We start from the raw sequence: 25,421 nt of genomic DNA on the forward strand, positions 1-25,421 counted from the left end.
AAGGCGAAGGAAAGTCCGGGGCAAGCCCGCGCGAAGGTATGGAGGCCGGCCTCGGGACGGAATGCGCAGGCGGGAAAGGGACCATGGGTCTGACGAGCAACAAGGTGCTGGTGCTGGCCGCCTTCTTCGCCGTGCTGCTGTTCATCGGCACGGTGTGGCTCTGGCCACGGCTGGCGCGGCGCAACTGGCGGGCCGTCGGCGGACGGGTCGCTCTGCTGCTCGCCACCCAGGTGGCGATCTTCGCGTCGATCGGGGTCGCCGCCAACCAGGCCTTCGGCTTCTACGCCAGCTGGGCGGACCTGTTCGGCCGGGAGAGCGGTCAGGGCGTGGTCGTCGACCACAACGCCGGCGGCGGTTCGGGCGGCGGCCCCCTCCAGATGCTCGGCACCCAGCCGGTGAACGTCACGGGCGGCGGGCGGCCGCAGCTCGGCGGCCAGATCCAGAAGGTCGGCATCGTGGGTCGTACGACGCACATCGCCACGCGCGCGTACGTGTATCTGCCGCCCGAGTACTTCCAGCCGCAGTACCGCACGCGCACCTTCCCCGCGGCCGTCGTCCTCACCGGCTACCCGGGCACCGCCGAGGCGCTCATCAAAGGGCTGCACTATCCGCAGACGGCCCATGAGCTGGCCAAGAACGGCCAGGTGCAGCCGATGATCCTGGTGATGCTGCGGCCGACGGTGGCGCCGCCGCGCGACACGGAGTGCGTGGACGTCCCGGGCGGCCCGCAGACGGAGTCGTTCTTCGCCAAAGACCTTCCCGATGCCGTACTGGCCCACTACAGGGTGGGCAGAAAGCCGGGCAGCTGGGGCATCGTCGGCGACTCGACGGGCGGCTACTGCGCCCTGAAGCTCGCCATGCACCATCCGAAGGTGTACGCCGCCGGGGCGGGCCTTTCGCCGTACTACAAGGCGCCGCTCGACCCCACGACCGGAGATCTCTTCCGCGGCGACAAGGGGCTGCGGAACCGGGCCGATCTGTTCTGGTATCTCAAGAACATGCCGGCCCCGGACACTTCACTGCTCGTCAGCAGCAGCAGGATCGGCGAGGCCAACTACCAGAACACGCTCAAGTTCATGGAGCAGGTGAAGGCCAAGCGTCTGACGAGGGTCTCGTCGATCATCCTCGACAGCGGCGGCCACAACTTCAACACCTGGCGGCGGGAGATCCCGGGGACGCTCCAGTGGATCAGCGGGCGGCTCAGCGACCGCTGAACGCCGTCCGGCGGGCTCTGTGAATGCGCGGCGGAATTCGCCGAGAAGTACGAGTTCGGTTCCCGGAGTAAGAGAACGCCGAACCACTGCCGGATCACTGACGAACCACTGCCGAAGCACTGTCGAAGTGCCACCGAACCGCCGCCGGAAGGAAATGATCAAGAAGGTGGGGCCTTTGTGCGCTCCCGTGGCGGGGTGAAGGTTTCGGGGTGGCTGGGTTTTTACCGCGCGGGGCACCAAGATTCGCCTACGCGCGGTAAGTTTCTGGCCATGCCACGTGGACGTCACCGCCATTCCCCGCCCCTGCACAGGATGTTGCCTCCTTCGGTCATCGCGGGCGTGTCGCTCGTCTGCGCTCTGGGGCCCTGGCTGTTCACGGAGCCGATGGTGCTCCGCGGGCTGGCCGGGGGCGCCGCGGTGACCGCGATCGTCGGCGCCGTCGTCCTGCGCCGCTGGGACACGGCGGCGGGCAAACGCGTCGCGGACCTCACGCGCGCGCGTGCGAGCGACGAGTGGCGTCACGAGGAGCGGGTCGCCAAACTGGAGACCGACCTCGAGGAGTCGCGCGAGCTGCGCGTCAAGCTGGAGCACAAGCTGCGCGCGAAGCGGGCGGAACTGGCGGGCCTACGCAACGAACACGCGGCGCTGCTGCGGCGGTACGCCACGGCGGAGACGGAGCGGGCCACAGCGCTGGAGGGCCGCCGCCTGCTCGAGATAGAGGCCACGACCCCGGCCCGGGCGCTGCCCGCGGCCCCGGTCCGCCCGCAGACGCCGGGCGGCTCGGAGACGCCGGGCGGCTCGGAGACGCAGGGTCGTACGGAGACGCCGGGTGGCTCGGCGGATTCGGGTTCAGCGGACGCGGGAGTGGCGGACGCGGGAGCGGCGGGGACGCCCGAGACGGCGACGGTGGCCGAGCCGGAATCGACCGAGCCGGTCGAGTCGGCGGAGGTCGAGGCGGCCGAGTCGGCCGAGGCGGAGACCGACGAGTCCGTGTCGCCCGCTTCCGCGGTCTTCTCCCCGTCCGGCTCCCCGCTCTTCCTGCGGGCCAACTCGGCGCTGGACGCGCTCACGAAGGCCGAGGCGGCCAAGAAGGCCGCGGCCGACGACACGGCACCGGCGAGCGCCGGGCCCGCGCCGGAGGCTTCCGCGCCGGAGGCCACCTCCGTACGGGACGACGACTCCGTAGGGGCCGATTCGGTACAGGACGACTCCGTACAGGGTGACTCCGTACAGGACGCCCCCGTACAGGAGAGCGCGCCCAAGGACGAGTCCCCCAAGGGCGGCACCCCGAAGAGCGAGGCCCCGGACGCCGGCTCCGTCGAGGAGGCCGTGCGGGAGGACGAGGCGGAGGGGAAGCCCGAGGCGGTCGACGGGAATGAGCGCGCGGCCGCCGTGCCCGCACCCGCCGTTCCCGTATCCGCCGTGCCCGCGCCCGAGGAGCCCGAGCACTCCGCCGTGGCCGCCGCATCCACCGAGGCCCACCCGGCGAAGCCCGCCGAGCCGGCCTCGTCGGCCCGGCGCTCCGGGCACTTCACCGTGCCGACCGCGGTGGCCGTCGTACCGGCGTCGCCCCGGCGGCGGCCCACGGTCGAGGGCGGTTTCGACTTCTTCGGTACGCAGAAGGGGACGTCCGCGCAGGCCCTGGAGGCCGTGCAGAACGAGGACCTCGCGGACGTGGTCGGCCAGGAGGCGCTCGCCCTCCACAAGGCCGAGGCCGAGTCCGGCTTCAAGCCGGCGGGCGAGGGCTCCCGGGGTGTCGGCCAGGTCATCGACCTGACCGCCCACGACGAGACGGAACATATCGACGTACAGGAACTGCGCATCGACGTGAAGGAACTGCGCAGCGCGGTTTCCTGAGCCCGCAGGGCAAGGGGCTGACGGGCGGGCGGCACACAGCCGCCCGCCCGAGTCATTCGGATTCGGCCCGCCCGAGTCACCCGGATCGGCCCGCCCGAGTCACTCGGATTCGGCGCCCTTGGCCATCCACCGGTCCGGTCGGGCCTCCCGTCGCCCCGTCCGGGACCGGTCCGCCTGCGCGTGCAGCAGCGCCGCCGCCTCGCCGGCGTCCCGCAGGCGCGCCGTCACCGTCTTGTTCGCCCCCGTGTCCACATGCACGTCGGCGACCTTCTTGAAGCGCGCCCACGGCCCCTGTTCCAGCCGTACGCTCTGCACCTTCGCGTGCGGGACGAGCGCCAGTCTGCGGCGCAGCAGGCCGTGCCGGGCCGCGAAGACCGTGTCCGTGACGGCGAGCCCGTATCCCCGCCACCACAGCGGCACGCACCACCCCGCCCGCCGCGGCGGGCGCGGCAGCGAGCGCGGCACGGTCACCCCCGGCAGCACCCGGGCGATCACGGCCTCGGCCGCCTCGCGCGGAGCGACGGGCACGAGGACGGAGTTCGACGACCCCGCCACGTCCAGCTCCACCCGCACCCACCCACGCCGCCGCCACAGCAGCGGCTCCACGATCCGCACGGTCTGTACGCGTCCCGGCGGCACCGTCTCGTGCGTACGGTCGAGGAGGCCGTGGTCGATGCGCAGCCCGTCCGGCGATTCGCCCACCGTCCAGTCGTACTCCCCGAGGAAGCGCCCCACGCTGCTCGCGCCCGCCGCGCCGAGCAGCGGCAGCCCGGTCGCCAGGACCGTCCACACGCTGTGGGTGCCGAACCACAGCAGCGGCGGTACGACGACGGCGGCGAGCAGCGAACCCCAGGTGGCGCCGGTGAGCAGCACGGACACGGCGAGCTTGCCCGGCGGCACGTGCAGCAGCTGTCGTACCGGGGCCTCGCCCACCTCGTGCGCGGTCTCCGGTGCGAAACCGGCCGCGCGGGCGAGCAGTTCGGCGCGCAGGGCACGTGCCTCGCCCTCGCCCAGGTAGGCCAGTTCGTCCTTCTTGTCCGTCCCGACGACGTCGAGTTTCAGCTTGGCGACGCCGGCGACCCGGGCCAGCAGCGGCTGGGTGACGTCGACGGCCTGGAGCCGGTCCAGCCGGATGTGCGCGGTGCGGCGGAACAACAGGCCGGTGCGGATGCGCAGTTCGGAGTCGGTGACCGCGAAGTGGGTGAACCACCAGGTGAGGAAGCCGTAGAGGGAGGCGGCGGGTATGAGTACGGCAAGCCCGATGAGCAGCATGGTCGTGGTGAGTCTGGTCAGCTGCTCCTGGGCCGCGTTGGGGTCGTGCACCGCCCAGCCGACGAGCACGGCGACCGGCGCCCACGCCCGCCGGAACGGGGTCACGGGATGCAGCCGCCGTTCGTCCAGCGGCCTCTCCCCGCCCGCCGCCGGCTTCTCCCCGCCCGCCGCCGCCGGCGGCCCGTCCGCACTCACGGCCATCGGCTTCTCCGCGCTCACAGCCCCGCCGATCGGGCCTGGCCCAGCTCCGTGAGCCGGTCCCGCAGCCGCTCCGCCTCGGCCGGGTCGAGCCCCGGGATGCGCGCGTCCGTCGCCGCGGCGGCCGTGTGCAGCTGCACGCTCGCCAGCCCGAAGTGCCGTTCGACGGGCCCGGAGGTCACCTCGACGAGCTGCATGCGCCCGTACGGCACCACGGTCTCCTCGCGGAACAGCACCCCCCGGCTGATCAGCAGGTCGTCCGCGCGTTCGGCGTACCGCCAGGAGCGCCAGTTACGGCCGAGCATGACCCAGCCCCACGCCATCAGGACCGGCGGCAGCAGCGCGAAGGCCGCCCAGCCGGGTCCGGCGAGCAGTCCCAGCAGCAGGCCGACGCCGATGGTCAGCAGCCCCAGCCACACCACCAGCAACAGCCGTCGCATCCGCAGCAGGCCCGGCGGCAGTCCGGTCCAGACCGGCTCGGGCCCCGATCCGCCGGTGGTCGCGGTGTTCCCCGCGTTTTGGGCGCTCCCCGTTTCCATGCCGCAAGCGTACGTACGAGAGACTGTTCCCATGACTCCCACGACGGAGACCATGGTCGGTATCGGCGGCGCCGCGGAGAGCACCGACATGGTGCTCAACATCGGGCCCCAGCACCCGTCCACGCACGGCGTGCTGCGGCTGCGGCTCGTGCTCGACGGCGAGCGCATCCAGCACGCGGAGCCGGTCATCGGCTATATGCACCGCGGCGCGGAGAAGCTCTTCGAAGCGCGCGACTACCGCCAGATCATCATGCTCGCCAACCGCCACGACTGGCTGTCCGCCTTCTCGAACGAGCTGGGCGTGGTCCTCGCCGTGGAGCGGATGCTCGGCATGGAGGTGCCCGAGCGCGCGGTGTGGACGCGTACGCTCCTCGCCGAGCTGAACCGGGTCCTGAACCACCTGATGTTCCTGGGGTCGTACCCCCTGGAGCTGGGCGGGATCACCCCGATCTTCTACGCCTTCACGGAGCGCGAGGAGCTCCAGCACGTGATGGAGGAGATCTCCGGCGGCCGCATGCACTACATGTTCAACCGGGTCGGTGGCCTCAAGGAGGACCTTCCGGCCGGATGGGCCACGCGTGCGCGTGCCTGCGTCGCCGCCCTGCGCTCGCGCCTGGACGTGTACGACGACCTGGTGCTCGGCAACGAGATCTTCCGCGGTCGCACGCGGGGCGTGGGCGTCCTCACGCCGGAGGCCGTCCACGCGTACGGGGTGAGCGGACCGATCGCGCGCGGCTCCGGGGTGGACTTCGACCTGCGCCGCGACGAGCCGTATCTCGCTTACGGGGAACTCCAGGACACCCTGAAGGTCGTCACCCGGCAGGAGGGCGACTGTCTCGCCCGCTTCGAGTGCCTGCTGGAGCAGACGCACAACGCGCTCGACCTGGCCGACGCCTGCCTCGACCGGCTGGCCGAGCTGCCGCCCGGACCGATCAACCAGCGCCTGCCGAAGGTCCTCAAGGCACCCGAGGGCCACACGTACGCCTGGACCGAGAACCCGCTGGGCATCAACGGCTACTACCTGGTCAGCAAGGGCGAGAAGACGCCGTACCGGCTGAAGCTGCGCTCCGCCTCGTTCAACAACATCCAGGCGCTGACCGAACTGCTGCCCGGCACGCTGGTCGCGGACATGGTGGCGATCCTGGGCTCACTGTTCTTCGTGGTCGGCGACATCGACAAGTAGGCCCCTCAGCCGCCTCATCTGCCCGTTCGACATGCCAACGGGCTGAAGCAGCCAGCCGAAGTCGCCCAGGCCGCCGGGCGCGGTCAGCTCGGCGGCCGCCCCGGCGCCCGCGAGGGCACGTACGTACGCCGCAGGGTCCGTGCTCGCCAGGGACAGCGGCGGGCGCTCCCCGCTCACGCCCAGCGCGCGCAGGGCGTCCCGCTGGCTCAGCAGCCGGGCCCCCGGCAGCGCGCACGCGTCCAGGGCGACGTGCGCGGTGAGGTCGCACGAGCCGTCCGGTACGGGGAGGGTCTCCCGGCCCTCCCGGAAGCCGGTCAGCGTCCCGAAGGGCGGGCGCGTGTCCACGAAGTGGGCGTAGTCGACGGCGACCGCCAGACCGCGGTGGACGGTGCCGACGGCCGAGGCCCAGGCGATGTCCCTGGGGAGACCGATCTCGGCCCGCAGGCCCTCCTCGGGGGCAGGGGGCCACCAGCGCGTCAGCCACTGCGACTCCGCCCCCGCGACGGGCTCCCCGTGGCGCTCGGTCCCGTCGTCCCGTACGAGAACCAGCCGGGCTACGCCCGCGGAGTCCACCTCCGCCACCTCCACCGGCACGTTGTCCAGCCACTCGTTGGCGAACAGGAGGCCGGTGATCCCCTCCGGCGGCTCGGCGAGCCACTCGATCCGGTGGTCAAGATCTTCGGGGCGGCCGGCGAGCTCGACGGCGTACCCACGCGCGCGGGAGGCGATGTCCGGGGGGAGGGCGGCGAGGACACCGGTGACCAGCTCGCCGCGGCCCGCCGCCATGTCGACGAAGGCCAGCTCGGACGGGCGCCCCAGGGCTTCGTCGAGGTCGCGCAGCAGCCGGGCCACGGCACCGGCGAAGAGCGGGGACGCGTGCACCGAGGTGCGGAAATGGCCCGCGGGGCCCTCGGGCCGCCGATAGAACCCGGCGGGGCCGTACAGCGCCTCCTGGGCTGCCTCCCGCCACCCGCGCCACTCGCCGCCCGGCACGCGGCCGCCCCCGTCCGTCTCATCTGTCACCAGGCCAGGCTAAGCGCCCAGGTAAACCGGGCCTCCACCTTGCGGAGTACGAGCGCCCGTCCCGGATCGACCCTCCGGTTGACCCCTGCACCCTGCACGCTTCCCTACTCTGGGTTACGTGCAGCGCCTCTATGACTTCCTCCGCAGGCACCCGACGTGGGTCGACAGCTTCTGGGCCGTCGTCCTCTTCGGGATCACCGGCGTGAGCATCTCCAGCGTCAATGGGGCGCCGGACCAGCACGGCTCACTCGCCGAGGCGGTCCCGATCTCCTTCGTCCTGTCTCTCGTCGTCGCGCTGCGGCGCCGCATGCCGGAGAAGATGCTCGTCCTGGCCGCCGCGATGGGGCTGCTCCAGCTGATCCTGGACGTCCAGGTCCTGGCCGCCGACTTCGCCATGCTGGTGATCATCTACACGGTGGCCGCGGACGGCGCCCGCTGGGCCTCCCGGTTCGCCCTGGTCGGCGGGCTGTTCGCGGCGCCGGTCTCGCAGCTGCGCTGGCCCGAGCTGCACTCCAGCACCGCGGGCAACGTCCTGATAGCGGTCTTCCAGACGGTGCCCTTCGTGCTGGCCTGGGTGCTGGGTGACTCCATCCGCACCCGCCGCGCCTATCTCGCCCAGCTCGAAGAGCGCGCCGCCCGCCTGGAGAGGGAGCGCGAGGCGCAGTCCAAGGTCGCCGTCGCCGCCGAGCGCGCCCGGATCGCCCGCGAGCTGCACGACGTCGTCGCGCACAACGTGTCCGTGATGGTGGTGCAGGCGGACGGCGCCGCCTACGTCCTCGACACCGCCCCCGACCAGGCGAAGAAGGCTTTGGAGACGATCTCCTCCACCGGCCGCCAGGCCCTCGCCGAGATGCGCCGCCTGCTCGGCGTGCTGCGCACCGGGGAGCACCAGGAGGGCGGCGAGTACGTGCCGCAGCCCGACGTCGAGCAGCTCGACGACCTCATCGAGCAGTGCCGCAGCAGCGGCCTGCCCGTCGACTTCAAGGTCGAGGGCACCCCCCGGCCGCTGCCCAGCGGTGTGGAGCTGACGGCGTACCGCATCGTGCAGGAGGCCCTCACCAACACCCGCAAGCACGGGGGGCCGAACGCGGGGGCGAGTGTGCGCCTGGTGTACTTCGACGACGGACTCGGACTGCTCGTCGAGGACGACGGCAAGGGCGCCCCGCACGAGCTGTACGAGGAGGGCGGCGCCGACGGCCGGGGCCACGGCCTGATCGGCATGCGCGAGCGGGTCGGCATGGTCGGCGGCACCCTGGACGCGGGACCGCGTCCCGGCGGCGGCTTCCGCATCAGCGCCCTGCTGCCGCTCAAGGCCGCCCATTGACATGACCACTGACATCTGTCCGTGATTGACACCTGTACATACACCTGTACATACACCTGCACATACGTGAAAGGACCCCGATGGCGATCCGCGTGATGCTCGTCGACGACCAGGTGCTGCTGCGCACCGGGTTCCGGATGGTGCTCGCCGCCCAGCCGGACATGGAGGTCGTCGCCGAGGCGGGCGACGGCGTCGAGGCCCTCCAGGTGCTGCGTTCCACCGAGGTCGACGTGGTGCTGATGGACGTACGCATGCCGAAACTCGACGGCGTGGAGACCACCCGCCGCATCTGCTCCGAGCCGAACCCGCCGAAGGTGCTGATACTGACCACCTTCGACCTCGACGAGTACGCCTTCTCGGGACTCAAGGCGGGCGCCTCCGGTTTCATGCTGAAGGACGTGCCGCCCGGCGAGCTGCTCACCGCGATCCGCTCCGTGCACAGCGGCGACGCGGTGGTCGCGCCCTCCACCACCCGGCGGCTGCTCGACCGCTTCGCGCCGATGCTGCCCAGCGCCGGCAAGGAGCCCCAGTTCAAGGAGCTGGAGCGGCTCACCGACCGCGAGCGCGAGGTCATGGTGCTGGTCGCGCAGGGCCTGTCGAACGGCGAGATCGCGGCCCGGCTGGTGCTGTCCGAGGCGACCGTGAAGACGCACGTCGGGCGCATCCTGACCAAACTGGGCCTGCGGGACCGGGTGCAGGTGGTCGTCCTCGCCTACGAGACCGGTCTCGTACGGGCCGGCGGCCAGACCTGACCGGGAGCCCGCGAGCTCGTTAGGGTCTGCTCATGCTCCTGTGGATCAACGGGCCCTTCGGGGGCGGCAAAACACAGACCGCACACGAGATCCAGCGGCGCCTGCCCGGCAGTGTCATCTGCGATCCGGAACACGTCGGCTTCGGTCTGCGCCGCATGCTGCCGCCCGGACTGCGCGCGAACTTCCAGGACCTCGCCTCCTGGCGGCAGGGCGTGGTCGAGGTCCTGGACCTCGCGCTCACCCGGCACGACGGGGTCGTGATCGCCCCTATGACGATCACCGACTCCGGCTGCTTCGCGCAGACCGTCGGCCGGCTGCGCGAACTGGGCCACGACGTAAGGCACTTCGCGCTTCTCGCCGAGCGCGAGACCGTACTGCGGCGGCTGCGCGAACGCGGCTTCGGACACCTCCTGCGGTACGTTGCCGGGAAGGACGCCCCCTTGCGCGGGGAGAGCTGGGCGGTCGGGCAGCTCGACCACTGCCTGGAGCGGCTGCGCGAACCGGAGTTCGGCGAGCACCTGTGGACCGACCAGTCGACCGTGCCGAAGACGGCCGACCGGATCGCCGTACTGGCGGGGCTGACGCTCGCCCCGAACACGGAGGGCGCGCTGCGGACGCGGCTGCGGCAGGTGCGGGTCGGAGTGAAGCACATGCGGTTCGACTGACCGGCCCTACCTGAGGATCCCCTCCAGGAAGTCGCTCCCCAGGCGCGCCACCACCGTCACGTCCAGCTGATGCAGCACGTACCGGCCGCGGCGGCGCGTCGTCAGGAGCCCCGCCTTCTTCAGGACGGTGAGGTGCCGTGAGACCTCCGGCGCGCTCAGGTCGTGCGCGTGCGCCAGCTCTCCGGTGGTGTACGGCGCCCTGGCTATGTACCGGCACAGGCGCAGCCGGACCGGATGGGCGAGCGCTTCCAGGCGCAGCTTGAGCAGCTCCACCGAGGCCGCGCTCGGCAGCTCGGGCGCCGCGACCGGGTAGTGCACGACCGGCCGCCAGCCCGAGGCGTGCAGCACCAGCAGATGCGGCCAGCCGTGGTACGACGGGACGAAGGTGACGCCCGGGCCGACGGCGGGGTCCGTCGCGGTCGCCGCGCCGTGGGCGAGCTTGTCCGCCTCGATGCGGGTGCGGCCCCCGGCCGTGTTCAGCGACAGCGCGGCCGAGACCGAGGTGAGTGCCTCCTCGAGTCCCTTGTGGCGCAGGAGCTCCGTCTTGTGCCGGGCGTCGGCGGCCAGTTGGGGGTGCACCCGGCGCCAGGTGTCGGCGAAGAACGCCTCGTCGCAGTCCTCCAACAGACGGCGCACCCAGGCCCGTACGGTCGGCGGGTCCGCCAGCAGCCGCTGGGTGAAGCCCAGTTGCCTGGGGCCGCGGCTGGCCGCCAGCTCCAGGGCGATGGCGTGGCGCGCGCGGTCGACCAGCGGGGAGGGCAGCCCGGCCGCGTACTGGGAGCCGCAGCTGAACTCCAGAGCCGCCGTGACGAACTCCTCGTCGTCCAGCCGGTCCAGGATGTCCAGGTCCTCGGCGAGCGTCGCCCCCGGCCGGACGTGGCCCCCGGCGACGCCCGCGAAGGGCATGAAGATGTCCGAGAACGTGCTCCGCCACAGGAAGTCCGCCTCGCTCAGCCGGTCGGCCAGGTCCGGCTTCAGCGCGGCGCTGATCGCGGTCGCCCAGCCCTGCGTCGCCGGGTGATGGCCGGGCTCGGCGAGGGCGTGCAGGGCGACCGCCAGCTCGGCCAGCGGCGACGTCTCGAAGACGATCCGCTCGGCCGGCAGCCCCGTGATGTCGATGCACACGCTCATGGCCTCATGGTGCGCCCCGCCACTGACAACGCCGCCGCCGATTGACAGGCCCCGTCAATCGGGACGACGTGCGGCCCGGACAGGCGCAGGCTGAGATCCACCGGGGCCCGCGGCAACCGCTGACGGGCACGGCCGTTGGGCCTTTGGGATCCCCTTTCCCTCGGCCCTTTCCCTTGTCCCTTTCGCCCGTCCCATTCGCCCGTCTCGTTTCCTCGTCCCGTTTCCTCGTCCCGTTTCCCGTCCCGAAGAGGCGATCGGCCATGAGCGCCACCCAGCAGTACCTTCTCGACAGCTACCGCGCTCAGCGGCTCGGCGAGCCCGTGCCGCCCGCGCCGGGCACCCATGACCGGCGGACCGCGCGCGAGCTGCGCGAGTACCGCCGGTTCCGCGCGGTACTGGCGGGCCGTCCGGCCCACGGACGGGTGCGCACGGCCCTGGCCCGGTGGCTGCGCGGGCGGCCGCGGCCCGTCTGCTGAGGGGCGGGCGCCCGGACGCCGGCCGACAAAGGCGCTATCCGTTGTCCGGCAGCTACCCGGCAGCGCTACCCGGCAGCGCCGGGCAGGCGCGTCACGAACTCCTGGACGGCCGCCTTGACGTCTTCGGCCGTCCACTGAAGGCCGTGCGCCCGTACGGAGACCTCGGTGACCGCCAGGCCCGGCCCGCCGCGGGTCCAGGCGTTGGCGAACAGGAAGGTCCCGGTCTCCTCGGCCTGCCGCGTGGCGGCTTCCGTCACCACCTCGGGGTCGTACGGCAGCCAGAGCTGGAACTCATGGGTGTGCGGCTCCTCGGGGTGCACGCGCAGCCAGGGCACCCCCGCCGCCGCGAACCCCTCGCGCAGCGCCGCGGCGACCACGCGCGCGTGCGCCACGTACTCCGGCAGCCGGGGCAGCTCCTCCTCCAGCCCGGCCAGCGCGGACAGCACCGCCGGGAACTGTTGGACGACCATGCCGCCGTACCGGTGCCGCCAGGTCTTCGCCTCGTCGACCAGGGTTTTCGGGCCGGCCAGTGCCGCGCCGCTGAACCCGCCGAGCGATTTGTAGAACGACACGTAGACGCTGTCCGCGAGGCCCGCGATCTCGTCCAGGGGGCGGCTGAAGTGGGGTGTGCACTCCCACAGGCGTGCGCCGTCGAAGTGGACCACCGCGTCACGTTCCCGGGCGGCCGCCACGACCTCGGACAGCTCCTCCCAGGAGGGCAGGACGTAGCCGACGTCCCGCAGGGGCAGTTCGAGCATGAGGGCCCCGAAGGGCTCCTCGAAGTCGCGCACCTCGTCGGCGGTCGGCAGCCGGGGCTCGTCCGTCACGCGGACCGGGCGCAGTCCGCCGACCGTGCCGAGCGCGTTCCGTTCGTGCACTTCGGGGTGGCTCAGCGCGTGCAGCGCCACGGTCGGGTTGCCGGTACGACCCGCCCAGCAGCGCAGGGCCACCTGCTGGGCCATCGTCCCGGTGGGGAAGAACGCCGCGGCCTCCATGCCCAGCAGCCCGGCGACCCGCTCCTCCAGGGCCGCGACGATCCCGTCCCCGTACATGTCCACGGACTCGTCCAGGTCGTACAGCCGCGACGCGTCCTCCAGGAGCGCCAGCCGCTCCCTGATGGTGGCCCGGAACCCGGGGCGCGACAGGACGCGCCGGGCCCCCCGGTAGGCCGCCGTCCGCCGCGCGCGCCGCAGCTGAGCCGACGCCTCCCCGGTCCCCTCCGCAGATGTCTCCCCGGTCCCCTCCGCCGACGCCTCCCCGGCCCGCTCCGCCGCCCGTTCCTCGCCCTGCTCCGCCGTATCGCTCATCCTCGGATCATGCCGCGCGCCGCATCCGCCGGGCACCCCGATTTCCCCGTCACCGCGCGTCGCGGAAACCCACAGCCTGTGGACAACCGGTCGGCCTTCGAACCAATCGCGTTAACATGACGAGAAATCGTCCGGTACCCCGAGCGGACTGGAACGGGAAGGCCGCCTTCGAGTGAGTACATTCCAACAGCCAGACCCCAGGGACCGCCCCGCGCGGCTCACCGTCGGTGTCGTCGGAGCCGGCCGGGTCGGCCCCGCCCTGGCGGCGTCGCTCCAGCTCGCCGGGCACCGCCCGGTGGCCGTCTCCGGGGTCTCCGACACCTCCGTGCGCCGGGCCGCGGCGATGCTGCCCGACGTGCCGCTGGTGACCCCGGCGCAGGTTCTCGAGCGCGCCGATCTCGTCCTGCTGACCGTCCCGGACGACGCCCTGCCCGGCCTGGTCGAGGGGCTCGCCGAGACCGGTGCCGTACGCCCCGGGCAGCTGCTCGTGCACACCTCCGGGCGCTACGGCACGAAGGTCCTGGACCCCGCGCGCAGCGCGGGCGCCCTGCCGCTCGCGCTGCACCCGGCGATGACCTTCACCGGCACCGCCGTGGACGTCCAGCGGCTGGCCGGCTGCTCCTTCGGAGTCACCGCGCCCGACGAGCTGCGCCTCGCCGCCGAGGCCCTGGTGATCGAGATGGGCGGCGAGCCCGAGTGGATCGCCGAGGAGAACCGGCCGCTCTACCACGCGGCTCTCGCCCTCGGCGCCAACCACCTGGTCACCCTGGTCGCCGAGTCCATGGAACTGCTGCGCACCGCGGGCGTCGAGGCCCCCGACCACATGCTCGGCCCGCTCCTCGGCGCCGCTCTCGACAACGCCCTGCGCTCCGGTGACGGGGCCCTCACCGGCCCCGTCGCGCGCGGGGACGCGGGCACGGTCGCCGCGCACGTCGCCGAGCTGCGCAAGCACGCCCCGGGGACCGTGCCCGGCTATCTCGCGATGGCCCGCGCGACCGCCGACCGCGCGCTCGCCCACGGGCTGCTCAAGCCGGAACTCGCAGAGGACCTCCTCGGGGTACTCGCCAACGGCACCGAGGGAGATGCCGGATGACCACCACCCTGCTGCGCACCGCCGACGAACTGCACGCGCGTGTGCGCCACGGCCGCCGGGCCGTCGTGATGACCATGGGCGCCCTCCATGAGGGTCACGCGACCCTGATCCGCACCGCCCGCGAGATCGCCGGGGCCGAGGGCGAAGTCGTCGTCACCGTCTTCGTGAACCCCCTCCAGTTCGGCCGGGGCGAAGACCTCGACCGCTACCCGCGCACCCTCGACGCCGACCTCAAGATCGCCGAGGCGGCGGGTGCCGACGTCGTGTTCGCCCCGTCCGCGGACGAGGTCTACCCCGGCGGCGAACCCCAGGTGCGCATCTCCGCGGGCCCCATGGGCGAGCGCCTCGAAGGAGCCTTTCGCCCCGGTCACTTCGACGGCATGCTCACCGTCGTCGGCAAGCTGCTGCACCTCACCCGCCCCGACGTGGCGCTGTACGGGCAGAAGGACGCCCAGCAGCTCGCCCTGATCCGCCGCATGGCGCGCGACCTCAACTTCGGCGTGGAGATCGTCGGCGTGCCCACCGTGCGCGAGGACGACGGCCTGGCCCTGTCCAGCCGCAACCGCTACCTCGCCGCCGACGAGCGCCGCACCGCACTCGCGCTCTCCCAGGCGCTGTTCGCCGGCCGCGACCGGCACGCCGCCCAGGAGGCGCTGCGCGCGCGGGCCCGCGAAGTGCCCGCCACGCGCGCGCGTGCCGAGGCCCTCAGCGCCATAGGGGAGTCCCGCGCCGCCGCCGACGCGCACGCGGTCGCCAAGGCGACCCCCGCGGGCACCTCGGGGCCCGCCGCCGTCCGGTGCGCCGCCCGCCTCGTGCTGGAGGAAGCCGCCCGGCTGCAGCCGCCGCTGGTCCTCGACTACCTGGGCCTGGTCGACCCCTCGGACTTCACCGAGATTCCCGACGACTTCACCGGCGAGGCGGTCCTCGCCGTCGCCGCCCGGGTCGGGACGACCCGGCTGATCGACAACATTCCCCTCACCTTCGGAGCCGCCTCGTGACCGGCACAGGTACTGGCAGCACAGGCATAGGACCGCACGGCACCGGTACGGGCATACGCCTGCACGCGCCCGCCCCCGGCTGGTCCATCGCCGCCGACGTCGTGGTCGTCGGCTCCGGCGTGGCCGGCCTGACCGCGGCCCTGCGCTGCGAGGCCGCGGGCCTGACGACGGTCGTCGTCACCAAGGCCCACCTCGACGACGGCTCCACCCGCTGGGCCCAGGGCGGCATCGCCGCGGCCCTCGGCGAGGGCGACACCCCCGAACAGCACCTCGACGACACGCTGGTGGCGGGCGCGGGCCTGTGCGACGAGGAGGCCGTACGCATCCTCGTCACCGAGGGCCCCGACGCCGTACGCCGGCTGATCGCGACCGGCGCCCACTTCGACGAGTCCTCCGAGGGCGGCCTCGAACTCACCCGCGAGGGCGGCCACCACCGCCGCCGCATCGCCCACGCGGGCGGCGACGCGACCGGCGCGGAGATCTCCCGTGCCCTCGTCGAGGCGGTTCGCGCGCGCGGCCTGCGCACCGTGGAGAACGCGCTCGTCCTGGACCTCCTCACGGACGCCGAGGGACGCACCGCGGGTGTCACCCTGCACGTCATGGGAGAAGGCCAGCACGACGGCGTAGGAGCGGTCCACGCCCCCGCCGTGGTCCTCGCCACCGGCGGCATGGGCCAGGTCTTCTCGGCGACCACCAACCCGTCCGTGTCCACCGGCGACGGCGTGGCGCTCGCCCTGCGCGCCGGAGCGGAGGTCAGCGACCTGGAGTTCGTCCAGTTCCACCCGACCGTGCTCTTCCTGGGCGCGGACGCGGAGGGCCAGCAGCCCCTCGTCTCCGAAGCGGTACGCGGCGAGGGCGCCCACCTGGTCGACGCGGACGGCGTGCGCTTCATGGTGGGGCAGCACGAGCTGGCCGAACTCGCCCCCCGGGACATCGTCGCCAAGGGCATCATGCGCCGCATGCAGGAGCAGGACGCCGAGCACATGTTCCTGGACGCCCGGCACTTCGGCGCCGCCATGTGGGAACACCGCTTCCCGACGATCCTGGCCGCCTGCCGCGCCCACGGCATCGACCCGGTGCACGAGCCCGTCCCCGTCGCCCCGGCCGCCCACTACGCCTCCGGAGGCGTCCGCACGGACTCCCGGGGCCGTACGACCGTGCCGGGCCTGTACGCGTGCGGTGAGGTCGCCTGCACCGGCGTCCACGGTGCCAACCGACTGGCCTCGAACTCCCTCCTGGAGGGCCTGGTCTACGCCGAGCGCATCGCCGCCGACATCGCGGCGGGCCCCGCGGAGAACGCCCGCCACGCGCGCGTGCCGCAGCCGGTCCCGCAGCCGGAGAAGCCGGCCCACCCGCTGCTGGCCCCCGAGGCCCGTTTCGCGATCCAGCGGATCATGGCGGACGGAGCGGGCGTCCTGCGCTCGGCCGAGTCCCTCGCGAAGGCCGCCGACCGCCTCCAGCAACTGCACACGGACGCCCGCGACGCCCTAGACGAGAACGGCAAGACGGCCGAGCCGGGCGTCGACACCTGGGAGGCCACCAACCTCCTGTGCGTGGCCCGCGTCCTGGTCGCCGCCGCCCAGGTGCGTGAGGAGACCCGCGGCTGCCACTGGCGCGAGGACCACGCCGACCGCGACGACACCACCTGGCGCCGCCACATCGTCGTACGGCTGAATCCGGATCGCGCACTCGCCGTACGCACCACCGACACAGCAGACTTCCCCCCGACCCTCCCCCCGGCGCTCGGCTCCGCCCGAGCGGGGGAGGCCCCCATGGCCCGACCGGCGCGTCCGTCCCGTCCCCAGGAGCAGTGACAGAAGTGAGCACCCCCGACCTTCCCCTCGCCCAGAGCGGCGGCTGCGGCGACGGCTGCGCCTGCGGCACCGGCCCCGGCGAGGAGCACGAGGAGTACATGGAGTGCGGCCTCGACCCCGCGCTCGCCCAGCTCCTGGCCGACGCCGGACTCGACCCCCTGGAGGTCGAGGACATCGCCAACGTCGCCATCCAGGAGGACCTCGACCACGGCGTGGACGTCACGACGGTCGCGACGATCTCCGAGGACGCCGTCGCCACCGCCGACTTCACCGCGCGCGAGGCGGGCGTGGTGGCGGGCCTCAGGGTCGCCGAGGCCGTGATCTCGGTGGTCTGCACGGACGAGTTCGAGGTGGAGCGCCACGTCGACGACGGCGACCGCGTCGAAGAGGGCCAGAAGCTCCTCACCGTCACCACCCGCACCCGCGACCTTCTGACGGCCGAACGCAGCGCACTGAACCTCCTGTGCCGCCTGTCGGGCATCGCGACGGCCACGCGCGCGTGGGCGGACGCCCTGGCGGCCACGGACACCAAGGTCCGTGACACCCGCAAGACGACCCCGGGCCTGCGCTCCCTGGAGAAGTTCGCCGTACGCTGCGGCGGCGGCGTCAACCACCGCATGTCCCTGTCGGACGCGGCCCTGGTCAAGGACAACCACGTGATGGCCGCGGGCGGGGTGGCGCAGGCATTCCGGGCGGTCGGCGAGATGTTCCCGGACGTACCGATCGAGGTCGAGGTCGACACCCTCCACCAGCTGCGCGAGGTGGTGGACGCGGGCGCCGACCTGATCCTCCTGGACAACTTCACGCCGACCGAGTGCGAAGAGGCCGTGGCGATCGTCAACGGCCGCGCCCTCCTGGAGGCGTCGGGCCGCCTGACCCTCGGCAACGCGGAGGCGTACGCGAAGACCGGCGTCGACTTCCTCGCCGTCGGCGCGCTCACCCACTCCTCACCGATCCTGGACATCGGCCTCGATCTGCGAGCGGCGGAGTAGGTACCTCCCATGCTGCTGACCATCGACGTAGGCAACACGCACACCGTTCTGGGCCTCTTCGACGGCGAGGACATCGTCGAACACTGGCGCATCTCCACGGACGCCCGCCGCACCGCGGACGAACTGGCGGTACTCCTCCAGGGCCTGATGGGCATGCACCCGCTGCTGGGCGAGGAACTCGGCGACGGCATCGACGGGATCGCGATCTGCTCGACGGTCCCGTCGGTCCTGCACGAACTCCGCGAGGTCACCCGCCGCTACTACGGTGACGTACCCGCGGTCCTCGTGGAACCGGGCATCAAGACGGGCGTCCCGATCCTGATGGACAACCCCAAGGAGGTCGGGGCGGACCGCATCATCAACGCGGTGGCGGCCGTCGAGCTCTACGGGGGCCCGGCGATCGTCGTGGACTTCGGCACGGCGACGACGTTCGACGCGGTGTCGGCGCGCGGCGAGTACGCGGGCGGCGTGATCGCCCCCGGCATCGAGATCTCGGTCGAGGCGCTGGGGGTCCGCGGCGCCCAGCTCCGCAAGATCGAACTGGCCCGTCCGCGCGCGGTGATCGGCAAGAACACGGTCGAGGCGATGCAGGCGGGCATCGTCTACGGCTTCGCGGGCCAGGTGGACGGCGTGGTCACGCGCATGGCACGCGAACTCGCGGACGACCCGGACGACGTCACGGTCATCGCGACGGGCGGTCTGGCGCCGATGGTCCTGGGCGAGGCCTCGGTGATCGACGAGCACGAGCCGTGGCTCACCTTGATCGGCCTCCGTCTCGTGTACGAACGAAACATCTCCCGCACGTGACGCTCCGCTGAGGGGCGCTGCGAAGAAGCGCTTTTGTGCTGAGGGGCGGGGCCCTCTCCGTCAGGGCCCCGCCCTCTCCGGTCAGGGCGCCGCCCCCACCATCCCCGCCGACCAGGGCACCGGTCCCCGTCCGGAGGGCACCGCCCGCGGTCACCCGCAACAGCCACGGCCCCCACCCACGCCGCACCACGCACCGCCACCCACGCCGCACCACGCACCGCCACCCGGACGCACCGTACGGGTGGCCCGGACGCGCCACGCCTGCCCCCTGTGCCTCTTTTGTCTGATTAGCGCGTACGGTCACTGCATGCCCACGCCATACGGATCCCGCGGCGGCATGGCGTTCGGTGCGGAGGAGCTGCGTGTGCTCCGCCGCTCCCTCGCCCTCGCCCTCCACCCCGGCTCAGCCTCCGCCGAGGACGTGCAGGACTGCCTCCGCCTCGCCGAGTCCGTCGACGAGGCGGCCCGCGAGAGCGCCCGTCTCAGGGCCTTCCTGCTCGCCGACCTCGCCCGCTACCGCGCCGCCCTGCCCGGCACGGTCAGCGGCTTCCTTCCCCTCCTCCAGGACGCTCTCGACGCCGGCTACCGCCCGACCCCGGACGACCTCGCCGCCCTCCGCGCCCTGCGCGGCAACCCCGCCGCAGCCGCCCTGCTGTACCGCTGCCGCATCCTGGCCGAGCGTGGCGTACGCGCCCGCCCGGCCACCCGCCCGACGGCGTCCACAAGCCCCACCGACGCCCGCCCTGCCGCCGCCCCCCTCTCCCTCTCCATCCCCGCCTCCCGCACCCGCCTCCTCGCCCTCCCGGGCGGCCGCGCGGCCGAAGGCCCGGACGGAAAGCCGGCGGAGAAGCCCGCCCCGGCCCCCACCCCCAAGCCCACGCCGCAGAAGACCCCCCGACCCGACCGGCCCATCCCCACCCCGGGCGAGGTCTTCCCTCCGAAGCGCAAGCCCGGCCCGCCCGCCACCGCCGCTCCACCCGTCCCCCAGGTCCCACCCGCGAACCCCCCACACCAACTCGCGGCGGGCTAGCCCCAACCGACCGGCACCGTCCGGCCCTGGCTACTCTGGGGGCATGGACTACGTCTCCGCGCTCGTGCCCCCCGTTGTGATGGCCGTGTTCTTCATCGGTCTGATCGTGACGATCGTGAAGAGCCAGGGCGGTGCCAACAAGGCCAAGGAGGACGCGTTCGTCGACGCGACCCTCGCGCGCGCGGACAGCGCCCGCCAGGCCTCCGGTGACACCGGCGTCTGACCCACCCCGCCCGCCTCATCGGCGTACGACTCATATGCTTTTCGAGTCGTACGCCCTTTTTGTTGCTGTTTATCGCTGAAAGCGCACGTCCGCCATGCCATTGGTGACATCTCCCACTATTGTGCTGAGAGTGCCTCGCCCATTGGGAGAACTCGAAGACGCGGTCATGACGCGGGTGTGGAAGTGGAACCGCCCGGTGACCGTTCGAGAAGTCCTGGAAGATCTTCAGCGGGAACGGTCCATCGCCTACACCACGGTGATGACCGTTTTGGACAATCTCCATCAGAAGGGCTGGGTACGCCGCGAAGCGGAAGGCCGGGCCTATCGATATGAGGCGGTCTCCACCCGTGCCGCCTACGCGGCCGCGCTGATGAACGACGCCTGGTCGCAGAGCGACAACCCGGCCGCCGCACTCGTCGCCTTCTTCGGCATGATGAGCGAGGAACAGCGGCAGGCGCTCCGCGACGCCATGCGCATCGCACAAGGCCCCGAAGCCGCCGAATCACACGAAACCTTCGCCCGCGCCACTGAGAAGCAGGCCGAGAACAGGGACGAGAACCCGGACGAGAAGGCGGCCGGGAAGGCCGGCCGGAACCCGGACGAGAAGGCGGACGAGAAGGCGGACGAGAACCAGGGCCGGAACCCGGAGGGGATCGTCGCCGAGAACCCCGCCTCCGCCGAGGGCGACCCCGGGCGATAGCGTCCCGCTCATGCCAGCAGAGAGCCCCGCGGAGCATCCCGTGGAGAAGCCCGCAGAGCGCGCCCCCGAAGTCAGCGCAAAAGCCATCACCGTCCGGCGGGCCAGGACCAGCGATGTCCCGGCGGTGCGCCGCCTCCTCGACTCGTACGTCCGACGCGGCATCCTGCTCGACAAAGCGACGGTGACGCTTTACGAGGACATCCAGGAGTTCTGGGTCGCGGAACGGGATGACAACGCCGAGGTCCTCGGCTGCGGCGCGCTCCATGTGATGTGGGAAGACCTCGCGGAAGTCCGCACTCTTGCGGTGAACCCGGACGCCAAGGGGCTCGGCGTCGGTCACCAGTTGCTGGGCAAGTTGCTGCAGACCGCCCGCTGGCTGGGTGTTCGCCGTGTTTTCTGTCTGACCTTCGAAGTGGACTTCTTCGGGAAGCACGGCTTCGTGGAGATCGGAGAGACGCCCGTTGACACCGATGTCTACGCCGAGCTGCTGCGTTCCTATGACGAGGGCGTAGCAGAGTTCCTCGGTCTCGAACGAGTGAAACCGAACACCTTGGGCAACAGCCGGATGCTTCTGCATCTGTGATCGTCGGGCGATCCGCAAGGGATCCTCGACGGGTATTCCGCCGGACCGCCCTGCCCAGGCTCCCTATGTCCGAAACGCGCATGTTTCCGGTCTTCCTGTGGCCTGTCGGTCTCTCCCAGGGGTTTGTGTTTTTCCCGCAAAAGCGGTTTGCTTTCCGACGTACTGCAGTACTGCATATAACAGGGGACTCGAAACAGCGGCGTACGCCGCAGGCCCTCGGCCCTGAAGTTATCGATGAAAGGAAATCCGGTGGCACAGAAGGTTCAGGTCCTTCTTGTCGACGACCTCGACGGTGGCGAGGCCGACGAGACCGTGACGTTCGCGCTGGACGGCAAGACGTACGAGATCGATCTCACGACCGCCAATGCGGACAAGCTTCGTGGCCTTCTCGAGCCCTACGTGAAGGGCGGCCGTCGCACCGGAGGCCGTGCTTCGGGTGGACGTGGAAAGGCGCGGGTCGCTTCCGGCGGCAGCCAGGACACCGCGCAGATCCGCGCTTGGGCGAAGGAGAACGGTTACGAGGTCAACGACCGTGGCCGAGTTCCGGCGTCCATTCGTGAGGCCTACGAGAAGGCCAACGGCTGAGCGCACGAGCGCCGCAGCCGGATCCGGTGGCATTGCGTCGCCATCGTGTCCACCAGTCGTACGAGGTCGGGGGCATCACCATCGCCCCCCACGGCCGACAGCGTCGGCAGCGAGGCTTCCACTTCGCACCCCGGCTCGGGGGGCCGCAGCCAGACGGCGGCCCCCTGTGAACCGGCCCGGCCCAGGGGGAGCGGCCGGGACCCGTTGAGGCCCGACGGCCGGGGCGCCTCGATGTGCCCGCCTGTACCGATCGCCGTGAGGTCCAGGGGCAGCGCGCCCCACTCCAGCCAGTCCAGCAGCCCCGGTAGTTCGTCCGCGCTGCCCGCGGCCACGAGCAGCCGCATCCGGTCTCCCTGAAGAGCCACCGGGGTGGCGGGCCCCAGGTGCCGCAGCGCCGGGAATCCCGCCGCGGCGGGCACGTCCAGGACGTCGAAGCGCAGGCCTGTGGCCAGCCTCAGCGGCAGGCCGGGCATGGTGACCCAGCCCAGCTCGTGCTCGTACCACTGCCGCACGCGACCGCCCGGCCCGCCGGGACCGCCCGGAAACCCCGCGCCACCCGGAACCCCTGGACCACCCGGAACCCCCGCACCACCGAGATCCCCGGGGCCGTCGGGACCGTCGGGACGACCCGGGTCAACCGGGGCGAACGGCCTGCGCGGGAGAGGCACGGTGTGGACCATGCCAAGAGCAACCGTCCGAAACCCCTGAGAGTTACGCTGGGTGGTCCTTTGGATGCACAGAGTGCCGAAAAGGAGGACGCCCGGGGGCGTTCGGCGGCGCAAGGATGTTCGCCCATAGCGGAGGGAACCGGGGCGCGCGGCATGGGAGTGTCAGTGCGTACGGGTAAGACATCCCTAGTGGGAGGGGGCGACACGCAGATAAGGGCGTCTCGCGTTCGCCGTCGGCGTACTGATGGTGAGGGTATCTGCCTGGCCTGCGGGAACATCGTCTCGCACCATCAGGTTGGAGCAGATGTCGGCGTTCGGGGTCAGGAGGCCAAGGACGGTGTCGGCAGTTGGAATGAGCGGTCCCCGCTTGCGGGACTAAGCTGCGGAAGGACAGCGAGGGGAGCGTCCCCTCACTGCCTGACCGCTCTGAGGAGCGATTAACGATGTTCGAGAGGTTCACCGACCGCGCGCGGCGGGTTGTCGTCCTGGCTCAGGAAGAAGCCCGGATGCTCAACCACAACTACATCGGCACCGAGCACATCCTCCTGGGCCTGATCCACGAGGGTGAGGGTGTCGCCGCTAAGGCCCTGGAGAGCCTCGGGATTTCGCTCGAGGCGGTCCGCCAGCAGGTGGAGGAGATCATCGGCCAGGGCCAGCAGGCCCCGTCCGGGCACATCCCCTTCACTCCCCGTGCCAAGAAGGTCCTGGAGCTGTCGCTCCGCGAGGCCCTTCAGCTGGGCCACAACTACATCGGCACGGAGCACATCCTGCTCGGCCTGATCCGTGAGGGCGAGGGTGTCGCCGCCCAGGTCCTGGTCAAGCTGGGCGCAGACCTCAACCGGGTGCGGCAGCAGGTCATCCAGCTGCTCTCCGGTTACCAGGGCAAGGAGACCGCCGCCGCCGGCGGTCCTGCCGAGGGCACCCCCTCCACGTCCCTGGTCCTCGACCAGTTCGGCCGGAATCTCACCCAGGCCGCTCGTGAGTCCAAGCTCGACCCGGTCATCGGGCGCGAGAAGGAGATCGAGCGGGTCATGCAGGTGCTGTCCCGCCGTACGAAGAACAACCCGGTCCTGATCGGTGAGCCCGGTGTCGGCAAGACCGCCGTCGTCGAGGGCCTCGCTCAGGCGATCGTCAAGGGCGAGGTGCCCGAGACCCTCAAGGACAAGCACCTCTACACCCTGGACCTGGGTGCGCTGGTCGCCGGTTCCCGCTACCGCGGTGACTTCGAGGAGCGCCTGAAGAAGGTGCTGAAGGAGATCCGCACCCGCGGCGACATCATCCTGTTCATCGACGAGCTGCACACGCTCGTCGGTGCGGGTGCCGCCGAGGGCGCCATCGACGCGGCTTCGATCCTGAAGCCGATGCTGGCCCGCGGTGAGCTGCAGACCATCGGCGCCACCACACTCGACGAATACCGCAAGCACCTCGAGAAGGACGCGGCCCTCGAGCGCCGCTTCCAGCCGATCCAGGTGGCGGAGCCTTCCCTCCCCCACACGATCGAGATCCTCAAGGGCCTGCGCGACCGTTACGAGGCACACCACCGCGTCTCCATCACGGACGAGGCTCTCGTCCAGGCCGCGACGCTCGCGGACCGTTACATCTCGGACCGCTTCCTCCCGGACAAGGCGATCGACCTGATCGACGAGGCGGGTTCCCGGATGCGGATCCGCCGGATGACCGCGCCGCCGGACCTGCGCGAGTTCGACGAGAAGATCGCGGGCGTGCGCCGCGACAAGGAGTCCGCGATCGACTCGCAGGACTTCGAGAAGGCGGCTTCTCTCCGCGACAAGGAGAAGCAGCTCCTGGCCGCGAAGGCCAAGCGGGAGAAGGAGTGGAAGGCCGGCGACATGGACGTCGTCGCCGAGGTCGACGGCGAGCTGATCGCCGAGGTCCTCGCGACCGCCACCGGCATCCCGGTCTTCAAGCTGACCGAGGAGGAGTCCTCGCGCCTGCTGCGCATGGAGGACGAGCTCCACAAGCGGGTCATCGGCCAGAAGGACGCCGTCAAGGCGCTCTCGAAGGCGATCCGTCGTACGCGTGCGGGTCTGAAGGACCCGAAGCGGCCGGGTGGTTCGTTCATCTTCGCGGGCCCGTCCGGTGTCGGTAAGACCGAGCTGTCCAAGGCGCTCGCCGAGTTCCTGTTCGGTGACGAGGACGCGCTGATCTCCCTCGACATGTCGGAGTTCAGCGAGAAGCACACGGTCTCGCGTCTGTTCGGTTCGCCTCCCGGCTACGTGGGCTACGAAGAGGGCGGGCAGCTGACCGAGAAGGTCCGCCGCAAGCCGTTCTCCGTCGTCCTGTTCGACGAGGTCGAGAAGGCCCACCCGGACATCTTCAACTCGCTGCTCCAGATCCTGGAGGACGGTCGTCTGACCGACTCCCAGGGCCGGGTCGTGGACTTCAAGAACACGGTCATCATCATGACGACCAACCTCGGCACCCGGGACATCTCCAAGGGCTTCAACCTGGGCTTCGCCGCCCAGGGCGACACGAAGTCCAACTACGAGCGCATGAAGAACAAGGTCGCGGACGAGCTCAAGCAGCACTTCCGCCCCGAGTTCCTCAACCGCGTCGACGACGTGGTCGTCTTCCCGCAGCTCACCCAGGACGACATCCTCCGGATCGTCGACCTGATGATCACCAAGGTCGACGAGCGCCTCAAGGACCGGGACATGGGCATCGAACTCGCCCAGTCCGCGAAGGAACTGCTCGCGAAGAAGGGTTACGACCCCGTTCTGGGCGCGCGGCCGCTGCGCCGCACGATCCAGCGCGAGATCGAGGACACCCTCTCCGAGAAGATCCTCTTCGGGGAGCTGCGTCCGGGCCACATCGTGGTCGTCGACACGGAGGGCGAGGGCGAGACCAAGACCTTCACCTTCCGTGGCGAGGAGAAGTCGGCCCTGCCCGACGTCCCCCCGATCGAGCAGGCGGCCGGCGGCGCCGGTCCGAACCTGAGCAAGGACGCGTAACCCTCCGGGGTTCGCGGC

The 25,421-nt window shown here is 71.6% G+C and carries 24 protein-coding genes; 18 read left to right on the plus strand and 6 right to left on the minus strand.

The window, feature by feature from the left end; all coding sequences use genetic code 11:
- Positions 1-83: 83 nt before the first annotated feature.
- Complete coding sequence (locus SAVERM_RS24130; protein WP_010986098.1) at positions 84-1,214, plus strand: alpha/beta hydrolase; 1,131 nt, start codon at positions 84-86, stop codon at positions 1,212-1,214.
- A 270-nt stretch (positions 1,215-1,484) separates the two neighbouring features.
- Complete coding sequence (locus SAVERM_RS24135; RefSeq protein WP_107082979.1) at positions 1,485-3,071, plus strand: hypothetical protein; 1,587 nt, start codon at positions 1,485-1,487, stop codon at positions 3,069-3,071.
- Between the two features lie 99 nt (positions 3,072-3,170).
- On the opposite strand, the gene SAVERM_RS24140 is transcribed toward SAVERM_RS24135, so the two are convergent.
- Positions 3,171-4,544, minus strand: a complete 1,374-nt coding sequence (locus SAVERM_RS24140) for a PH domain-containing protein (protein WP_010986100.1) — start codon at positions 4,542-4,544, stop codon at positions 3,171-3,173.
- Between the two features lie 14 nt (positions 4,545-4,558).
- Positions 4,559-5,080, minus strand: coding sequence for a PH domain-containing protein (locus tag SAVERM_RS24145; RefSeq protein ID WP_010986101.1), 522 nt, complete (start codon positions 5,078-5,080; stop codon positions 4,559-4,561).
- Positions 5,081-5,111: 31 nt separating this feature from the next.
- Here SAVERM_RS24145 and SAVERM_RS24150 point away from each other — a divergent pair, with 31 nt between their 5' ends.
- The gene (locus tag SAVERM_RS24150; protein ID WP_010986102.1) at positions 5,112-6,263 is read left to right on the plus strand and encodes an NADH-quinone oxidoreductase subunit D; all 1,152 of its coding nucleotides are present in this window, start codon (positions 5,112-5,114) and stop codon (positions 6,261-6,263) included.
- Here SAVERM_RS24150 and SAVERM_RS24155 read toward each other — a convergent pair.
- On the minus strand, positions 6,228-7,286 hold the full coding sequence (locus SAVERM_RS24155) for an SAM-dependent methyltransferase (RefSeq protein WP_010986103.1): 1,059 nt from the start codon (positions 7,284-7,286) through the stop codon (positions 6,228-6,230). The genes SAVERM_RS24150 and SAVERM_RS24155 overlap by 36 nt on opposite strands.
- 118 nt (positions 7,287-7,404) lie before the next feature.
- Here SAVERM_RS24155 and SAVERM_RS24160 point away from each other — a divergent pair, with 118 nt between their 5' ends.
- The 3 genes from SAVERM_RS24160 (at position 7,405) to SAVERM_RS24170 (ending at position 10,027) form a co-directional block, all read left to right on the plus strand.
- Entirely contained in the window at positions 7,405-8,610 is a 1,206-nt protein-coding gene (locus SAVERM_RS24160) for a sensor histidine kinase (protein ID WP_010986104.1), read from the plus strand.
- 80 nt (positions 8,611-8,690) lie between these two features.
- Positions 8,691-9,362 carry a response regulator transcription factor gene (locus SAVERM_RS24165; RefSeq protein WP_010986105.1) on the plus strand — a complete coding sequence of 224 codons (672 nt, stop codon included), beginning with the start codon at positions 8,691-8,693 and terminating at the stop codon, positions 9,360-9,362.
- A gap of 32 nt (positions 9,363-9,394) precedes the next feature.
- The gene (locus SAVERM_RS24170) at positions 9,395-10,027 is read left to right on the plus strand and encodes an AAA family ATPase (RefSeq protein ID WP_010986106.1); all 633 of its coding nucleotides are present in this window, start codon (positions 9,395-9,397) and stop codon (positions 10,025-10,027) included.
- A 6-nt stretch (positions 10,028-10,033) separates the two neighbouring features.
- Here the strand turns inward: SAVERM_RS24170 and SAVERM_RS24175 are convergent, their stop codons facing one another.
- A complete protein-coding gene (locus tag SAVERM_RS24175; RefSeq protein ID WP_010986107.1) occupies positions 10,034-11,158 on the minus strand; it encodes a DUF5937 family protein in 1,125 nt (374 codons plus the stop codon).
- Positions 11,159-11,418: 260 nt separating this feature from the next.
- Between SAVERM_RS24175 and SAVERM_RS24180 the strand changes: the two genes are divergently transcribed.
- Entirely contained in the window at positions 11,419-11,634 is a 216-nt protein-coding gene (locus SAVERM_RS24180) for a hypothetical protein (protein WP_037649159.1), read from the plus strand.
- 65 nt (positions 11,635-11,699) lie between these two features.
- Here the strand turns inward: SAVERM_RS24180 and SAVERM_RS24185 are convergent, their stop codons facing one another.
- Positions 11,700-12,941 carry a threonine aldolase family protein gene (locus tag SAVERM_RS24185; protein WP_010986109.1) on the minus strand — a complete coding sequence of 414 codons (1,242 nt, stop codon included), beginning with the start codon at positions 12,939-12,941 and terminating at the stop codon, positions 11,700-11,702.
- 172 nt (positions 12,942-13,113) lie between these two features.
- Between SAVERM_RS24185 and SAVERM_RS24190 the strand changes: the two genes are divergently transcribed.
- The 10 genes from SAVERM_RS24190 (at position 13,114) to SAVERM_RS24235 (ending at position 21,766) form a co-directional block, all read left to right on the plus strand.
- Complete coding sequence (locus tag SAVERM_RS24190; RefSeq protein WP_010986110.1) at positions 13,114-14,034, plus strand: Rossmann-like and DUF2520 domain-containing protein; 921 nt, start codon at positions 13,114-13,116, stop codon at positions 14,032-14,034.
- Complete coding sequence (gene panC, locus SAVERM_RS24195; RefSeq protein WP_010986111.1) at positions 14,031-15,032, plus strand: pantoate--beta-alanine ligase; 1,002 nt, start codon at positions 14,031-14,033, stop codon at positions 15,030-15,032. The genes SAVERM_RS24190 and panC overlap by 4 nt, the downstream gene beginning before the upstream one ends.
- Positions 15,029-16,846: an L-aspartate oxidase gene (locus SAVERM_RS24200; protein ID WP_010986112.1), complete on the plus strand. Its 1,818-nt coding sequence runs from the start codon at positions 15,029-15,031 to the stop codon at positions 16,844-16,846. Before panC ends, SAVERM_RS24200 begins: the two co-directional genes overlap by 4 nt.
- A 5-nt stretch (positions 16,847-16,851) precedes the next feature.
- Positions 16,852-17,838, plus strand: a complete 987-nt coding sequence (nadC, locus tag SAVERM_RS24205; protein WP_037649162.1) for a carboxylating nicotinate-nucleotide diphosphorylase — start codon at positions 16,852-16,854, stop codon at positions 17,836-17,838.
- Positions 17,839-17,847: 9 nt separating this feature from the next.
- On the plus strand, positions 17,848-18,645 hold the full coding sequence (locus tag SAVERM_RS24210) for a type III pantothenate kinase (RefSeq protein WP_010986114.1): 798 nt from the start codon (positions 17,848-17,850) through the stop codon (positions 18,643-18,645).
- Positions 18,646-18,982: 337 nt separating this feature from the next.
- The gene (locus SAVERM_RS24215; RefSeq protein ID WP_037649163.1) at positions 18,983-19,675 is read left to right on the plus strand and encodes a hypothetical protein; all 693 of its coding nucleotides are present in this window, start codon (positions 18,983-18,985) and stop codon (positions 19,673-19,675) included.
- Between the two features lie 43 nt (positions 19,676-19,718).
- The gene (locus SAVERM_RS24220; RefSeq protein ID WP_010986116.1) at positions 19,719-19,898 is read left to right on the plus strand and encodes a hypothetical protein; all 180 of its coding nucleotides are present in this window, start codon (positions 19,719-19,721) and stop codon (positions 19,896-19,898) included.
- A gap of 166 nt (positions 19,899-20,064) precedes the next feature.
- Positions 20,065-20,598: a BlaI/MecI/CopY family transcriptional regulator gene (locus SAVERM_RS44880; protein WP_010986117.1), complete on the plus strand. Its 534-nt coding sequence runs from the start codon at positions 20,065-20,067 to the stop codon at positions 20,596-20,598.
- Positions 20,599-20,608: 10 nt separating this feature from the next.
- Positions 20,609-21,181 carry an amino-acid N-acetyltransferase gene (locus tag SAVERM_RS24230; RefSeq protein ID WP_042493499.1) on the plus strand — a complete coding sequence of 191 codons (573 nt, stop codon included), beginning with the start codon at positions 20,609-20,611 and terminating at the stop codon, positions 21,179-21,181.
- A gap of 249 nt (positions 21,182-21,430) precedes the next feature.
- Positions 21,431-21,766 carry a histone-like nucleoid-structuring protein Lsr2 gene (locus tag SAVERM_RS24235; protein WP_010986119.1) on the plus strand — a complete coding sequence of 112 codons (336 nt, stop codon included), beginning with the start codon at positions 21,431-21,433 and terminating at the stop codon, positions 21,764-21,766.
- Here the strand turns inward: SAVERM_RS24235 and SAVERM_RS24240 are convergent.
- On the minus strand, positions 21,745-22,446 hold the full coding sequence (locus SAVERM_RS24240; protein WP_010986120.1) for an SCO3374 family protein: 702 nt from the start codon (positions 22,444-22,446) through the stop codon (positions 21,745-21,747). The genes SAVERM_RS24235 and SAVERM_RS24240 overlap by 22 nt on opposite strands.
- Before the next feature lie 431 nt (positions 22,447-22,877).
- On the opposite strand from SAVERM_RS24240, the gene SAVERM_RS24245 reads away from it, so the two are divergent.
- The gene (locus SAVERM_RS24245) at positions 22,878-25,403 is read left to right on the plus strand and encodes an ATP-dependent Clp protease ATP-binding subunit (protein ID WP_010986121.1); all 2,526 of its coding nucleotides are present in this window, start codon (positions 22,878-22,880) and stop codon (positions 25,401-25,403) included.
- The last annotated feature ends 18 nt before the right edge of the window (positions 25,404-25,421 follow it).

It is taken from the genome of Streptomyces avermitilis MA-4680 = NBRC 14893 (assembly GCF_000009765.2).
GTDB lineage: Bacteria > Actinomycetota > Actinomycetes > Streptomycetales > Streptomycetaceae > Streptomyces > Streptomyces avermitilis.

Coding starts and splice junctions, on each gene's coding strand:
- SAVERM_RS24220 (WP_010986116.1), top strand. CDS start 19,719: ATGGACTACGTCTCCGCGCTCGTGCCCCCCGTTGTGATGGCCGTGTTC.
- SAVERM_RS24135 (WP_107082979.1), top strand. CDS start 1,485: ATGCCACGTGGACGTCACCGCCATTCCCCGCCCCTGCACAGGATGTTG.
- SAVERM_RS24175 (WP_010986107.1), bottom strand. CDS start 11,158: ATGAGCGTGTGCATCGACATCACGGGGCTGCCGGCCGAGCGGATCGTC.
- SAVERM_RS24130 (WP_010986098.1), top strand. CDS start 84: ATGGGTCTGACGAGCAACAAGGTGCTGGTGCTGGCCGCCTTCTTCGCC.
- SAVERM_RS24165 (WP_010986105.1), top strand. CDS start 8,691: ATGGCGATCCGCGTGATGCTCGTCGACGACCAGGTGCTGCTGCGCACC.
- SAVERM_RS24180 (WP_037649159.1), top strand. CDS start 11,419: ATGAGCGCCACCCAGCAGTACCTTCTCGACAGCTACCGCGCTCAGCGG.
- SAVERM_RS24215 (WP_037649163.1), top strand. CDS start 18,983: ATGGCGTTCGGTGCGGAGGAGCTGCGTGTGCTCCGCCGCTCCCTCGCC.
- SAVERM_RS24150 (WP_010986102.1), top strand. CDS start 5,112: ATGACTCCCACGACGGAGACCATGGTCGGTATCGGCGGCGCCGCGGAG.
- SAVERM_RS24145 (WP_010986101.1), bottom strand. CDS start 5,080: ATGGAAACGGGGAGCGCCCAAAACGCGGGGAACACCGCGACCACCGGC.
- SAVERM_RS24245 (WP_010986121.1), top strand. CDS start 22,878: ATGTTCGAGAGGTTCACCGACCGCGCGCGGCGGGTTGTCGTCCTGGCT.
- SAVERM_RS24230 (WP_042493499.1), top strand. CDS start 20,609: ATGCCAGCAGAGAGCCCCGCGGAGCATCCCGTGGAGAAGCCCGCAGAG.
- panC (WP_010986111.1), top strand. CDS start 14,031: ATGACCACCACCCTGCTGCGCACCGCCGACGAACTGCACGCGCGTGTG.
- SAVERM_RS24140 (WP_010986100.1), bottom strand. CDS start 4,544: ATGGCCGTGAGTGCGGACGGGCCGCCGGCGGCGGCGGGCGGGGAGAAG.
- SAVERM_RS24240 (WP_010986120.1), bottom strand. CDS start 22,446: ATGGTCCACACCGTGCCTCTCCCGCGCAGGCCGTTCGCCCCGGTTGAC.
- SAVERM_RS44880 (WP_010986117.1), top strand. CDS start 20,065: ATGACGCGGGTGTGGAAGTGGAACCGCCCGGTGACCGTTCGAGAAGTC.
- SAVERM_RS24185 (WP_010986109.1), bottom strand. CDS start 12,941: ATGAGCGATACGGCGGAGCAGGGCGAGGAACGGGCGGCGGAGCGGGCC.
- SAVERM_RS24210 (WP_010986114.1), top strand. CDS start 17,848: ATGCTGCTGACCATCGACGTAGGCAACACGCACACCGTTCTGGGCCTC.
- SAVERM_RS24170 (WP_010986106.1), top strand. CDS start 9,395: ATGCTCCTGTGGATCAACGGGCCCTTCGGGGGCGGCAAAACACAGACC.